The organism is Pseudomonas sp. MIS38 (genome assembly GCF_019891575.1).
In the GTDB taxonomy this organism is placed as follows: domain Bacteria; phylum Pseudomonadota; class Gammaproteobacteria; order Pseudomonadales; family Pseudomonadaceae; genus Aquipseudomonas; species Aquipseudomonas putida_A.
The window spans coordinates 41,081-55,043 of sequence record NZ_JAFLXF010000030.1; the positions used below are offsets into that span (position 1 = coordinate 41,081).

At 57.5% G+C, this 13,963-nt stretch carries 11 protein-coding genes; 10 read left to right on the forward strand and 1 reads right to left on the reverse strand.

Annotated elements, in window-relative coordinates; all coding sequences use genetic code 11:
- Positions 1–66 precede the first annotated feature (66 nt).
- The 4 genes from J1G18_RS25915 to J1G18_RS25930 all read left to right on the forward strand — a co-directional run bounded on the left by J1G18_RS25915 (position 67) and on the right by J1G18_RS25930 (position 4,133).
- The gene (locus tag J1G18_RS25915) at positions 67–693 is read left to right on the forward strand and encodes a hypothetical protein (RefSeq protein WP_097088482.1); all 627 of its coding nucleotides are present in this window, start codon (positions 67–69) and stop codon (positions 691–693) included.
- A gap of 90 nt (positions 694–783) precedes the next feature.
- A complete protein-coding gene (locus J1G18_RS25920) occupies positions 784–1,554 on the forward strand; it encodes a 2OG-Fe(II) oxygenase (protein ID WP_047600411.1) in 771 nt (256 codons plus the stop codon).
- Position 1,555: 1 nt separating this feature from the next.
- Positions 1,556–2,194 carry a LysE family translocator gene (locus tag J1G18_RS25925; RefSeq protein WP_223009120.1) on the forward strand — a complete coding sequence of 213 codons (639 nt, stop codon included), beginning with the start codon at positions 1,556–1,558 and terminating at the stop codon, positions 2,192–2,194.
- A gap of 199 nt (positions 2,195–2,393) precedes the next feature.
- Positions 2,394–4,133 (forward strand): dipeptidase, encoded by a 1,740-nt coding sequence (locus J1G18_RS25930; protein ID WP_223009122.1) that lies wholly within the window; start codon positions 2,394–2,396, stop codon positions 4,131–4,133.
- 397 nt (positions 4,134–4,530) lie between these two features.
- Here J1G18_RS25930 and J1G18_RS25935 read toward each other — a convergent pair whose 3' ends face one another.
- Positions 4,531–5,376, reverse strand: coding sequence for a WYL domain-containing protein (locus tag J1G18_RS25935; RefSeq protein WP_223009124.1), 846 nt, complete (start codon positions 5,374–5,376; stop codon positions 4,531–4,533).
- A gap of 96 nt (positions 5,377–5,472) precedes the next feature.
- Between J1G18_RS25935 and J1G18_RS25940 the strand changes: the two genes are divergently transcribed.
- The 6 genes from J1G18_RS25940 (at position 5,473) to J1G18_RS28165 (ending at position 13,855) form a co-directional block, all read left to right on the forward strand.
- Entirely contained in the window at positions 5,473–6,885 is a 1,413-nt protein-coding gene (locus tag J1G18_RS25940; protein ID WP_223009127.1) for a Wadjet anti-phage system protein JetA family protein, read from the forward strand.
- On the forward strand, positions 6,885–7,487 hold the full coding sequence (locus J1G18_RS25945; RefSeq protein ID WP_223009130.1) for a DUF4194 domain-containing protein: 603 nt from the start codon (positions 6,885–6,887) through the stop codon (positions 7,485–7,487). The genes J1G18_RS25940 and J1G18_RS25945 overlap by 1 nt, the downstream gene beginning before the upstream one ends.
- Entirely contained in the window at positions 7,474–10,896 is a 3,423-nt protein-coding gene (locus J1G18_RS25950; RefSeq protein WP_223009132.1) for an SbcC/MukB-like Walker B domain-containing protein, read from the forward strand. The genes J1G18_RS25945 and J1G18_RS25950 overlap by 14 nt, the downstream gene beginning before the upstream one ends.
- A gap of 142 nt (positions 10,897–11,038) precedes the next feature.
- Complete coding sequence (locus tag J1G18_RS25955) at positions 11,039–12,049, forward strand: DUF2220 domain-containing protein (RefSeq protein WP_262415680.1); 1,011 nt, start codon at positions 11,039–11,041, stop codon at positions 12,047–12,049.
- Positions 12,050–12,840: 791 nt separating this feature from the next.
- Complete coding sequence (locus tag J1G18_RS28160; protein WP_262415674.1) at positions 12,841–13,122, forward strand: PD-(D/E)XK nuclease family protein; 282 nt, start codon at positions 12,841–12,843, stop codon at positions 13,120–13,122.
- 226 nt (positions 13,123–13,348) lie between these two features.
- Positions 13,349–13,855, forward strand: a complete 507-nt coding sequence (locus tag J1G18_RS28165; protein WP_262415675.1) for a hypothetical protein — start codon at positions 13,349–13,351, stop codon at positions 13,853–13,855.
- Positions 13,856–13,963: the final 108 nt, after the last annotated feature.

The following is a 13,963-nucleotide window of genomic DNA, read 5'->3' on the forward strand; positions in this document are numbered from 1 at the left end:
AACGGATTATCACGTTATTGCACGATTCATATAATAAAAAAAGACACTTTAATAAGGGCATGGAATATGACGCTTCGCCTCTTTTTCCATAGTGATGACCTCAAGGCTAATGTGGAAGTCCTCGACTGCACGCCCCACGAGAACGAATTTGCTGTGGTGCTGCGCGCCACGTTGTTTCATCCGCAAGGCGGTGGTCAGCCTTGTGACACCGGCATGATCGGCGAAAGCCAGGTACTGCGCGTGGTGCAGGAGCCTGACCGGATCGTGCATTACGTCGATCGCCCGGTAAAACCCGGCATGACCTGTATTCACGTGGATGAACAACGTCGCCGCTACAACACCCGCATGCACTCGGCCGGGCACCTGATCGGGCATTTCGTGCAGGCCATGGGCTGGACGCCGATCAAGGCGCACCACTGGCCGGACGAGGGCCGGGTGCAATTCAAGCCGGGCGATGCCGCCCAGGAAGTCGACGCGCCAACCGTTCAACACGGTATCAGTCAGTGGATCGAACACGATCTGCCGCGCCTGACCTCGCTGCGCGAAGGCGCGCGGGAAATCGGTTTTGGCGAACTGCCGGCCTATGGCTGCGGTGGCACCCACGTACGCAGCCTGAAGGATTTGGGCGCAGTCACGATCGCCTCGCTTTCGCAGAAGAAAGGCACGTTATCCGTCCACTACAGCGTGGATTGAGCTTCTCGGGCGCTGCTCCGCGCAGCGTCCGACGCCGGGGGAACCGCACTCGCCGGTTCCGTTGACTATCGATAGATGGACCTAAAAACAATGATGCTAGACGTCGAGCGTCTCGATGAGACGTGCATAAAAAAACTGGCCAACGAAGAAGTCCTCGCCATCCGCGTCAAAGGCTTCTTGCCCGAGCCGCTGGCGATCGAAATTGGCGACAAGATTCTTGCACCGGGCTTTGAGGGCTACATCAACGCGCCGAGCATCGGCCGGATCGGCATGGCGTTTTACGAGGCGGAAAACCAGCCGCTGCTGATCGAGGACTACTTCGAGCGCGCCACCCGCAACATCGCCGAACTGCGCGAGCGCTGTGCGCCCTATTCCTCGCCGGTCGACACCCTGCGCTGCATGCTCGACGAGTCGTGGCCGGCCGGCGCGCATCTGGAAAACCTCTATGGCCGCAAGATGTATGTCGGCCTGTCGCGGGTGGTCAAACCCGGCGTGTGCTTCCTCGCCCACCACGACATTTTCGCCAAGGACGCCCCGGACAGCTTTCAGGCCCGCAGCCTGGAGGCGCAGTTCGCCTGCAACGTGTACCTGAACATGCCGACCGAGGGCGGCGCACTGCAGATGTGGGACGACGACATCACCCCGGATCAGTTCGACCAGATGCGTGGCGACAGTTATGGCATCGACCCGGCGCTGCTCGGCCCACCGACCCTGGAAGTGCGGCCGGAGCCGGGCGATTTCATCATGTTCAATTCGCGCTGCATGCACTCGGTGACCCCGGGCGTGGCGGATCCGCGTCTGAGCCTTTCGTTCTTTGTCGGCTATCGCGGCAATGCTTCACCCCTGACCTTCTGGAGCTGAGATGTTATCGAACTACCTGGGCGAGTTTCTGGCGCTGGCCACCATTCACTTTCTGGCCGTGGTCGCTCCCGGCCCGGACTTTGCCGTGACCATTCGCCAAAGCGTGCGCTTCGGCCGACTGGTAGGCATCTGCACCGCACTGGGCATCGGCGCCGGCATTTCGGTGCACGTTCTCTACACCTTGCTCGGCGTTGGCGCCCTGATGCACACCACGCCGTGGTTGCTGACGGTGGCCAAGGTGATCGGTGGCGCATACATCTTTTACCTCGGCATCAGCCTGATCCGCAGTAAACCGAAGACCACGCTCGAAGACGAAAAAAGCGCTGACGAACCGCTGGTCGAGCAGTCGCTGTTCAAGGCGTTCAGCACCGGTTTTCTGACCAATGCCACCAACCCCAAGGCCACGCTGTTCTTCCTGGCGATTTTCACCACGATCATCAGCGCCAGCACCCCGCTGAATATTCAGGCGCTGTACGGGGTGTGGATGTGCTTCGTCAATGCGCTGTGGTTCGTGATCGTCGCGCTGTTTTTCTCCAGCAGCCGGGTACGCACCCTGTTCATGCGCATGGGCCATTGGTTCGAGCGCAGCATGGGCGTGATCCTGATTCTGTTCGCCGGCAGGCTGGTGCTGTCGATGTAAAAACGACACCCAAAGACAAGGCCCGGTCAGTTGCACACTGCTCGGGCCTTTTTCGTTTGTGCGCCGCTTTTGCATTTCTGTGCGACGGATCCCACTTCAGGGGCTCCCCTTCAACACCTTCGCGGTGTTAGTTTGGAAAAGATTTGTTTCAACTTTCAAACACTTCCACTCAACTGCCTGCAAAGGAATGCCCACCGCAATGAATTTTTCTCTCAAGCGACTGGCCGCTACCAGCCTGATCCTGGCCAGCTTTTCTGCGTTCACCCTGCCCGCGCAGGCCAACATCACTCCGCAACAGAGCGCAGCCATTCTCAAGAGTTTCGATGAGGCGAGCCTCACCGACTTCCGCCAGTTTCTGGGTGCCGTAGGCAAGAGCGACCTGGGTAAAACCGACAACCTCGGCCCGGCGATCAACGCCTTTCTCGACAACAAGACCCCGAGCGCGGAACAGCAGAACGAGATCTACCGCCTGCTGGGCATTTACACCCGCGCCAAGTACGGCAAAGCCGCCCTGGAAACCCTGCGCGAACTGGTGGAAATCCCGACCTTCCAGAAAGAAGGCGTGGCCCAGCACGACAATCCGGAGTTCATCAAGATCGCCGAAAAGATCAAGAACCTGGCCGAATCGTTCAACCTGAAGTTCCGCAACGTCGACAACCGCGTCTATGAAATCTCCCTCGACGGCAGCGGCGACGAAGTCGTGGGCATTCACGCGCATGCCGACGTGGTGCCGGTCACCCCGGAAAACTGGGTGCTGAAGGACGGCACCAAACTCGACCCGTTCAAAGTCACGCTGATCGGCGACCGCATGTACGGTCGCGGCACCGAGGACGACAAGAACGGCATCGTCGTCGCGATGTACGCGATGAAAGTGATCAAGGAAGAAAAGCTGCCGCTGGCACGCAACTTCAAACTGCTGGTGGACACCACCGAAGAAACCACCGGCGACGCGATCCCGTATTACTTCGAACACAATCCGACGCCGAACTACAACATGGCGCTGGACGGTGGCTACCCGGTGGTCATTGCCGAGAAAGGCTACGGCACGGTCATGGCCAATTTCCCGCTGCGCAAGGCTGAAGGCAGCGGCGCAGAAATCATCTCGATGACCGGCGGCCTGGCAACCAACCAGATTCCATCGGTTTCGGTGGCGACACTCGTCACCGACAAGCCTGAGCAACTGGCTGCGAGTCTGCAGAAAGCCGGCAGCGAATACGCGAAAAAACACGGTGGTGACTTCGAAGTCGCGGCCAAGGTTGACGGCAAAGACGTCAAGCTGAGCGTCACCGGTGTGTCAGCGCACTCCTCCGAACCCGAGTCCGGCGTCAACCCGGTCGCGCGGATGCTCGACTTCATCAACAGCCTCGACGGCAAGGTGGCGCTCAAGCACAACCAGATCACCGACGCTGCACGCTATGCGTCCACCAACTGGGGCCTGGATTATCTGGGTAAAAAACTCGGCGTGGACTTCTCCGATTCGTTCATGGGTCCGCTGACGACCTCGCTGACCTACGTCGGCGTGGACGACAAAGCCTTCAAACTGGCAGTCAACCTGCGCGTGCCGAAGGGCAAATCGCCAGAAGTGCTGAAGAAGGAAATCGCTGACAAGCTCGCCGCCTGGAGCAAGAAATCCCACGTTGCCGTGGACTTCACCTACTCGATCGCCGAACCGATGTACCGCAATCCGGAAGGTGAATGGGTCAAGGCACTGCTGGCGGTGGCCACTGAAAACCTCGGCATGAAGCACGAGTTCGGCACGTCTGCCGGCGCGACCTCGGTGCATGAACTGCCGAACGGCGTGCAATTCGGCCTGGCCCGGCCTGAAGTCAAATACACCGGGCATACCGATGGCGAGTTCAAGACGGTTGACCAGTTCCTGCTGGATCTGCAGATCGTCACTGAGATGATGGGCCGTGTCGGCCAGCTACCGAAGCTCTGATAAGGCACTGGCCCGTGATTCAGCGGGCCGGAGTGAAAACAAAAAAGGACCCGAAGGTCCTTTTTTGTTGCGTGCTGAATGCTGCACAAACAAAAACGCCGATCATCACTGATCGGCGTTTTTGTGAAATTGGAGCGGGAAACGAGACTCACATCTGGCGTCCGACCCATTGAAATCTAAGGGGTTTCTTTTCTTTCCGAAGCAGGAAAAGACTCAATTTTGGACTTGTTTTTGGGGTGTTTCAAGAGCAAAAAATGGGTAATTCTAAGCAAGGCTATTGGATTCTCCCCATAGCCAATGGACGGACGATCATCAAGCTGGCGGTGTCTGCGCAGGATCAACAGGAGATGAGTCCCCACCTAAAAAACGTCCCAACCTCCCCCACACACCAGTCAACTCACAACCGACGAATATCGGCCACCGCAGGCAGCTCTTCGGGCTGGTAGACCATGAGCAGGTGTTCTGGAGCCCTCTCCCGCTCAGGATCGATGGCCGCTCGGAAGGATTGGATTAAATACTTGGCGATAGGGGCGCGGACGTTAAAAACCGTTGCTGCAGTACCCCCCATGTATTCCTCACGGACCATTCGGGCCTGCTCAGCCGACAGATCCCTGTGTGGCACCAGACGCACTGCAACTATCCTGTGCCAATCTACGTCTCGATCCAGCCCTGGGAGGTCGGCGTCTTCAGATGCACTTACCGCCGAAATTCGGCCAAGATTTAGGTCGCAGAATGCCTCGGCTTTCGAACAGTACGCCCGGATGTGCCACAGCGGTCCCGTTTGAATAAGCGAGTGCGGGCGAATTACTCGTTCATGTGCTTCAGGATTACTCATGGAGCGATAGAGCACTCTGATGCAGCGTCCTAGCCGCATTGCACGGTGAATCTGAGCAAACAGCGGGTGCCGGATCGATGTGGCATCGACCTGAATGCTTTCAACCGCCACACCTGCGGATACTACATCTAGGCTTCCAATCGCTCCGATGAGTCTCTGGTACTCATCGAAAGTGCCACGGGTGAGTGTAGGACGTAGACTCCAAGAACCCACATAGCTCTTGCTACCACTATCGGGCTCGCAAGCATCCGGATACTCTGCCCGAAACCCCGCAATGTCCCGGCTGGCCAATGTCTCGTGGATGTTGAACAGGTCAAGCAGTCGGGAGCGCGAAACGCGCCCTTCCCAGAGGAGCAGAATCTCGATAGCTTCAAAGCGCTCCTTTGGAGCAGAGTTGCGACGGGTCATATCCGGAAACCAATGAGAACATTTAGAGCCATAGCATAGATGTAGCAATAGACCTATGCTGCGGTTATCTGAGTAAATCAAACCGGGGCATTGGAAATGGAAGCCAGCACGCCACCGCTTTTTGAGCGCCTACCCAAGGACCTATTCCGGCCCTTAGCAGCGACCAACAATCTACGTTATTGGGATCTTCTATGCCGACTAATGATAGAAATGTGGGGGGATGGCGGACGCTCTCCCGGTGAAGAAGCTCCCAAAACAACAGTAATTCGCGCCATTGAGTCCTTCCTGGTGGCGGACGATCCATGGGAGGACGTAGAAAGTCCTATCACTATCCGCGCCCACGGCATCTTCAACTTTTTCTGCGAGAGCGGATGGCTCAGCCAACGTCGCCGTGGTGTCATCGATCACGTCACAGTGCGGCCAGTCGTCGCCCAATTTTTCACAGTTCTGACCGAATTTGCTCACCACAAGCCCGAGTTCCTTGGCGGCAAGGTCCGATCAATCTTCCTCAACTTACGCGAGGTCTCTGCCGGGAAGGCTCCCGAACTCTATCCCGAGGCTGCCCGACAGGCCAAGCAGTGCATGGCGCACATCATCAACACCAGCTGCCGCGTTCAGGACTTGATGGACGTACTCGTGACCAAGACCACGGCTAGTGAGTTCGTTCGAGGCTTCTTTGAGGAATACATCGAGAAAGTTTTCATTGCGGATTACAGCGACTTCCGCACCAATAACCATCCACTGCAGTACCGATCGGACATCGTCAGCCTGACACTCCAGTTCCAGCACGATGCCAATCTGCGCCAATCCTTGATCACGTGGTATGCCGAGAAACAGGCAGATGGTGACCTCCTGCGAGCAGAGGCCTTGTACGAGCGGGACACCCGTTTGCTTCTGCGATTACGCGATGTCGAGGAGCACCTGCGTCGGCTGGATGAAGAGATTCGCGTGGCGCATCAGCGCGCCATGGCTTTTTTCGAGTACAAGCTGCGATCGCCGGGCAACTTCGACAAGCTGATCGACCAGGCCATCAGTGCCGCTAAGGTATTGGAGGAAGGCCATATTGCCTTACCTGGCATCGCAGGGATCTATCATGCGTCCGAGTTTGGTCTAGCCAAGCCCCGCATACCGCTGCGAGAGCATGTATCGACCACAGTCGCAGAGATCGCCCCGACCATCGAGGAGCTCGCCAAGGAAGCGCTCCGGCAGCGGATGAACGCTGATCGAAACGTCACGCCCTTGAAACTGGCCCAATACGTGGCGCGGCATTTAGGCGACCAGAACGCAATCCGCTCGGATGAGTTGAATATCGATTCGATCATTGATCTCTGCTGCTATCAGCGACTGCTGCTGATTGCCTCTCGCGACGGTTGCCCTCAGGGCAAGCGGAAGTCGGATCCCCACCTGCAGATGGTACCGGGCATGCACGTCACATTCGTGCCCGACGCCAGTACGAGGAATGAGTACATGGAGCATCAACAGTTCGTGATTCGAGTGGGGAGGAAGTGATGGTCAGCTGGGAGCGATTGTCAGAACAGACGCAAGGTGAGTACGTGGTCGCCGACTTCGAGAAAGCTGCCTATCGGCTAATCGTGGAGCAGGTGCTATATGCCAGCGACCGTTTCAGCCGTGTGTCGTATCACTTGATAGTCAAACATTTCGCGGCATACAGGGATGTCATGTCCAAGTTGGGCATGAGTTTGATACACAATCATCACCACTCCTATGTAGCCGCTATTCCGACCCATCAGGTGGCCGAGAAAATGCGCCTTAGCGAAACCCGCCTGGCGCTGGTGCTGCGCCGTCTCTACGACGACCGGATGCAGTCGGCGGAGATCACTGACGGCGAAGCCTATATCTCCCTTGAAGAACTGGAGCGCGCCTACAAAGAGTGGCTCGGTCGGGAGCTTCCCGAGCGGGGCGATCTGCGCGAGCTGGCCGTTGCCCTAAGACGTTATGGACTGGTGCGAGTGCTGGACTCCGAAGACGGACAGCCCTTCAAGATTGCGATTCGCCCTGGCATCGCTGATGTGTTGGGCGAAAGCGCATTACATCAGTTGGCCGCACATGCGCCAGAACCGGGCGAGGAGAACGACATTGAAGTTGCTTGAGAACATCGCCCTGGTTCAGTTTTTCCTTTACGAGGCAAAGGACCTGGAGACCGGCATCAACACCGCCTTTCTGGGCCCCAATGGTACCGGCAAGTCCGCCCTGCTGGATGCGATCCAAGTGGTCATGCTTGCTGCCGACGGCAACCGCACGCACTTTAATGCGGCCAGCGAAGGCAAGAAGCGCTCCCGTACGCTTCGGGACTACTGTCTCGGGTCTTACATTCCAGGCGGTAGCTCCTACGCCCGAACGTCCGCAAACACGTACGTGGACCTAGTGTTTCGCGATGCCAAGACCGGAGTCCCCTTCACTGCAGGGGTTTCCCTCAGTGCTCACATTGACGATCCAAAGGCGGAGGTTAACGGCCTCTACATCTTGCCTGGCGTTGCAATGACTGCGAAGCACCACCTACAGACCGAGGGCCAGCGTGAGGTGGTAATGCCATGGCGCGCTTTTCAACACATGGCGACCGATCTCTGCCGGCTCGAAGCGAAGACCGTGCCGGTGTTCACTCAAAACCGCGACGACTTCGTCCGACGCCTTCTAATCGATCACTTGGCAGGACCCGGCGACAAACCGAATTCGCAGTCTCTTCGTGCCGCCTTTGCGCGCTCACTCAAGCTCAATGAGGACATCACTGATTTGAGCGAGACACTGCGACAACATCTGATTGAGCCTATGCCTACGGGGGTAAAAGAATTTCGGGCCCGCCTGGACGAGGTCCGTGACCTGCGCGATCTCATCACGCGACTTAAGAAACGCATCGATCGTGCGACCGAGGTTGCCGACAAATACGGGGTAGTCAAACGCGAGCGCACCTCCGACGCAAATCTGGCAGTACTCAAGCACACTTACTCCACCGAGCGACTGGGCGAAACTCTGGACTCTGCCGAGGCGGAGATCGAGAAACTGGCTGAAGAGATTGAGCAGGCGAAGCTGAAGTTAGGTCGGTCCGAGGCCGAATTAACACTGGCCAACGAGGCACGAGACCGGGTGATTGCCGAACTCAACCGCGATCCCGATTTCCGCAAACAAGCTGGCCATGCCGAAAATCTGAAGCAACTGGAGTCAACGCTAGGACAGAGGCAGGCTCAGCTTCGATCGCAGTTCCTCGCTATGTTGGCCGCGCTGCGTGCGGCCACCGATGTGCCAGGCATGGAAGCCCACCGCGGTGCATTCGAAGAGGCGGCCGCGCAGGTGCAAGACCTGGAGCGGATACGCGATGACGGCGGGATCCCTCCAGCAGTTGCTATCCAGGTTACCCTGCGCTCCATGGCTCAGGCCTACGATGTGGTACGCCGCGCGGTAGCGGAGGCCGAAGCCGAGCAGAAGCTGGCGACTGAAAAACGCCGTGAGGCAGTGATCGCCCGTGAACGTGCCAGTCGCGGGCTTACGTCTCTACATCAGTCCACAATGCAACTGATGGGTGTGCTCTCCGACGCGGGTATCGACGTCACTCCCGTTTGCGACTTGGTAACTGTTTCGGACCCCAACTGGCAGCCCGCCATCGAGTCCTGGCTGGGCCGGCACATTGAGGCCTTGCTAGTTCCTGCTGAGAAAGAGCTTGATGCGATTGCCATCTATCGCAGCAAGGCAGCCACCAGCATTTACGGCGTAAAGTTGGCCCTACCGTCCCGTACCCGTGAATGGCGTGCTATGGGCAATGAGCAATATGCGGCGGAGCTAATCCAGGGCAAAAGCACAGAGGCAGTACAATACCTTCAGGGCGAGCTTGGCCGTACGGTGCTGGCCGAATCGAATGAGCAGCTTCGTGCTGGCGCCAAGGCGATTTCCAAGGAAGGCATGGCCAGTTCGGGCGGCGGCATAGAACGCCGGCGCCTCCCGGGTGCGGGCGAGCTACGGCTTGGCCGCACTGATAGTAGCGCGACGCGCCAACGGGCCGAACAGGATTTCCAGGTGGTAGAAGAGCGACTAAGAATAACGACTACTGCCGTAGACCGGCTGTTGGCTGGTCAGCAAAAGCTGGCGCCGTTCGCGGACGCAGCGGCGCTGCAGGGCACCCTCGAGAGCCAGTTTTTGGCCGCAGCCCAAACAGCTGGCGCGACCGCGAATCTGAGGTCTGCGCTCGAAAGCACACAGACTGATTCCCTGGCCGGATTGCAGGCGAGGAAAGCAGCGGCTGACAGCGACGCGGTCAACGCTCGAGAAAAGGAATTGCAGTGGACTAGGGAGGTTACCCGTCTCGGCGAGAAGCTGACGCATACAAACACCCAAGTAGCGGGTCTGCAACAGCAACTGGAAGTCGAGTCGCTACGGGAGCGAGAATGTCGTCAGAACACGCTCTACAACGCGAACGAAGTGGAGCGTCACCGTGCCAGACTGGACGAACGCCACAGGGAGAATTGGGCCCAGAAGCTATCCAGTCTGGACCGTGCACTCCAGCAGGCGCGCTCGGCAGCCGATAACGCGGACCGTGATGCATGGTATCTGTTTGCTAACTACACTCGGGATTACAACCTTCAAAACATCGACATCAGCAGTGGTGACTGGTTGCGCGCATTCGAATTCATCTTGGCCGAACGGCAGCGACTGCAGGACTTGGAGTTGGCCGAGCAGGAGGAAAAAGCCGAAGAGGCTTACCAGGCGGCAGTGAAGGTGTTCCGCACAGACGTGGCACAGACACTGCTCACAGGGTTCGACCGCATTCAAGAACAGATTGACGGTCTCACATCGGTACTGAAGTCGGCACCAGCTTTCTCGAACAACGAACGATATGAGTTCAAGCACAAGGTGGTTGACGAACACCGGAGCCTTTACGACTTCCTTCGCCGAGTGCGAACACAGGGTAGCTCAGAAGACGACCTCTTCGGCGGACCTGGAGATATCCCGGAGGAGTTCCGCATGCTGGTAGACGGAGACAGCAGCTCACCACTCTTGCACGAAACCAGCCCACTCAATGACCACCGCCGATTCTTCAGCTACGACATTGAGGTCTTCCAAGATGGCACCTCGGTCGGATGGCTCAGTAAGCGCTTCGGGCCGGCATCTGGCGGTGAGCATCGGACTCCGGTCTACCTTATTTTCGGGGCGGCGCTCGCAGCCGCCTATGGCAAGTCCAAGGGAAGTACAGCGGGCGGCGGGATCATGTTGTTGGATGAGGCATTCGAGAAGATGGATCCGCAAAACGTCCGAGCCACGGTCCAATATCTCAACGCGCTGGGCCTGCAACTAATCATGGCAGGCCCCGAATCCGACCAGGCCAAGTTATCGTCGTTCCTGAGCATCTATTACGACATGTCCCGCTTCGGATCGCGGAACGTGCAGTTCAAGAAGAATGTAGTGCTCGACGGCGCCCGTGACCTGTTACAGAGCGACAATTTCTTCGTCAATCCCAACCTGCTACAGCAAGAAATTGATCGTCTTACCGAGGCCGACAATGTCACTGGCTGACTCTGCACTTTATCGACTCCTCTTGCGGGGCGAGCGTTCCCGGCTGAGCGGAAATACCCGAGTCCTTCGCGAGTCATTCAAGTCCTCTCTCTCGCCTTACTGGCAACAGAGCCTGGACGAGCGTGACCGGATGCACGTTTACATGCAAGCAGCCTCATCAGCGGGCGCGATCAGGCTCGAATGGGCCCGACAGGGTGGAGATGACCGCCCCCTTGATGCAGTCGTGCTCAAGGACCTCGACAGGCTGGCGGCGTACCTGGGCCGCTCCACCGTAAATGCGTCCGTTGCTCAAGCGGGGAACGTCCTTGCACCATGGAGCATGAACGGTCGGGTGGAAGAGTTGCTCGATTGTTGGAGGCGCCTTAAACAGGTGCGATCACTCGGGCCAAACTCCGCTGCGGACTTTGCTGACGCCTTGCGTGTTCTCGACAGCATGGCCGTCGCGAGTGAGGACCGCGTCGTACGCCAGCTCAGCGTTCAGTTGTTCCGTGACTCCAAGCGTATTGAAGCGCTATGCAAGCATCTGGATCTGCTCACATCCGAAGCAATGAATGCGCCGGCAAGGCACTGGAGTGAAGTCTTCGGCGCTATCGGACTTTCCAAAGAGCCGCAGCCGTTTCTGGTCTCAGGCATCGGAGCGCTCAGACTCGCCGATGGTATTGATTGCCCGATCGTCCGTCCGTTCGTAGGAGTGGCAAACACAGCGGTGCATGGTTACTCAGGTACTCCAGCGTGGCTGCTATCGATCGAAAACCTGACCACCTTCCACCAGGCCGCCCGCGCACTTGGCGATACACGGCAAGGAATTGTCATCTACACCGCAGGCATGCCTTCGCCCAGTTGGGGCAGAGCCTATTCCAATATACTTTCATCGCTCCCGACTGATGCTAGCGTTTACCACTGGGGCGACCACGACGAGGGCGGCTTCCGGATTGCTGCAAGGGTGGCGCAGTTTGCAGCTGCAGCCGAACGTCACCTCGAACCCTGGTCCATGGACGCATCACAATGGGGAAAAAGCGGCGAACCAGCCAAGTCTGACCAGCATCGCTCTATGGTCAAGAGCGCAGAGCGAGCAGGATGGATAGAGCTAGCCTCGCGGATAAGCCCAGTGCTGTTTGAGCAGGAAGGCCAAACACTTCTTTTACCCCTTTGAGAATTTGCGAGTCCTCCGCAGGTGCTGGGTGAATATATGGAGCGGGAAACGGCCTGGTGAGCATCTAACACATTGCCCACCACCCCCTGAATGGGATGCTCCCTAGAAACTGTGAGAGTATGTAATCAGCAGTCTACAAGACTAACTTAAGCCACCTATCAGGGAGAATCGGGTGCGAACTCATCACACCTGATGGGCCACAGCTTCGGCTGTATCGTTGCCAGCGTTTTGCTGGTCGGGCCAGGGGGCAAAAACCCATTACAGAATGCCGTGGACTCCTGTGTGCTGGTATAAGGAGCTCTGTCATTCTGGGCATATGCCAGCAAGATTCCCTATGACACGGACACCAGCGGCTACTTCAGCCGATTGCTGAGTAGCCAGAGAGTCAAAGGACCACTGGCCATCACCCGCTCGAAATACGACTACGCCGTCGGCAAGATCTATTTCTGGGCGGCCGGGGTGGCCAACCAGGTGGAATTCGACTTGTCTCTGCCCCGCTACGCTGCCATAAGCACTGCCCATTTTTGGGCGCTATGGGTACTTCACCTACTCGCCATCATTAACCAGTTGATTCACTCGACCCAGTGCGGCTGCGAAGGCCCTCGCATTCTCCGCTCGCGCAGCAGCTTCACCCTCCCCCCTACCTTCGTCGAAACCTCCGCGTCTTGATATCACCATGCCAGTAAGGCACCCTTTACTGGCGGGAAAGACGATCAAACGGAGAGATACCATGGACCTGGAACAGGCTCGGGCCTTGTTGGCGCAAGCTCAACAACACCGACAGCCCGCCTATGAGCCCAGCATCTTCGCTCTTGGCGGACGAGGCTACTACGAAAGAAAACCCTACCACTGACCTGCTGGCGTTTTTCCTCGATCCTACGCAGATACATGGCTTTGGCGATTGCTTCCTTCGAGCCTTGCTGAGCTGTGTGTGCGAGGAACCATTACCTGACACTACGCTTCGACTGCCTCCCCAGCGTGAGGTCAATACCGTCAATGGCAACCGCATAGATCTGCTTCTTCAAGGTGAAGACTGGATCCTTGTGCTGGAAAACAAGATATTCCATGGCTAGGTCAACCCGTTCGCCGACTATGAGCTCTACGCCGAAGCACTCGCAAACGAAAGCTCAAGCCGACCCATTTTCGTTGTGCTGTCCCCTTCAGGAAAAAGCCTAAGCAGTACCTGGACCGGCTTGAGTTACGCAACATTCATCAAGACGCTACGCGAAGAACTGTCCCCAGCCCCTACTCCAGTCACGGGACAAATGGCAGGTACTAGCAGGGGAGTTCCTGCTGCACTTGGAAAACACCACCGTGGAGCAGGCAATGAGCGCCGACAGCATTGAGTTCATCTTCGACCACCTGCCTCAAATCAACGCGCTCAACAAATTGCGGGACAAGGCATTCGAAGCGTTGAACAGCAAGATCCTCACCAGGCTCCAAGCAGACATCCCCGACTACGTGCCCTATACGCGACGGCACACCTGGATCGATGGCCCTGCACTGCGCTACGCCTGCAACGACTGGAAGAGCTGGTCGGACGTTGTCCTCTACCTGGACTGCAGCCAATCAATGTTGAAGCCTTTCGTACGAGTCTATCTATTTGATGTCAATGCGAATCTCATGGAACAGGGGCGCAAACTGTTTACATGCCCCAGCCGGCAGCCTTGGACCGAAGGCAAGTCTGTTATCGGATTCGAATGGCAACGGGAGGAGTTCGATGAGCAGGCGGTCATTGAGGTGATGATTGAAAAGATGAAGCTGCTGATGCGATTCGAGAACGATATTCGCCGAGATGAAAGTTAGTCACCATCGCGACGGCGAAGGATACGCGACTGAGGCCGCACACCTGTCGCTCCAGATGCCTTTTTACACCCACGCGCCATGCCGGCGCTTCATAGATAAAACTATCCC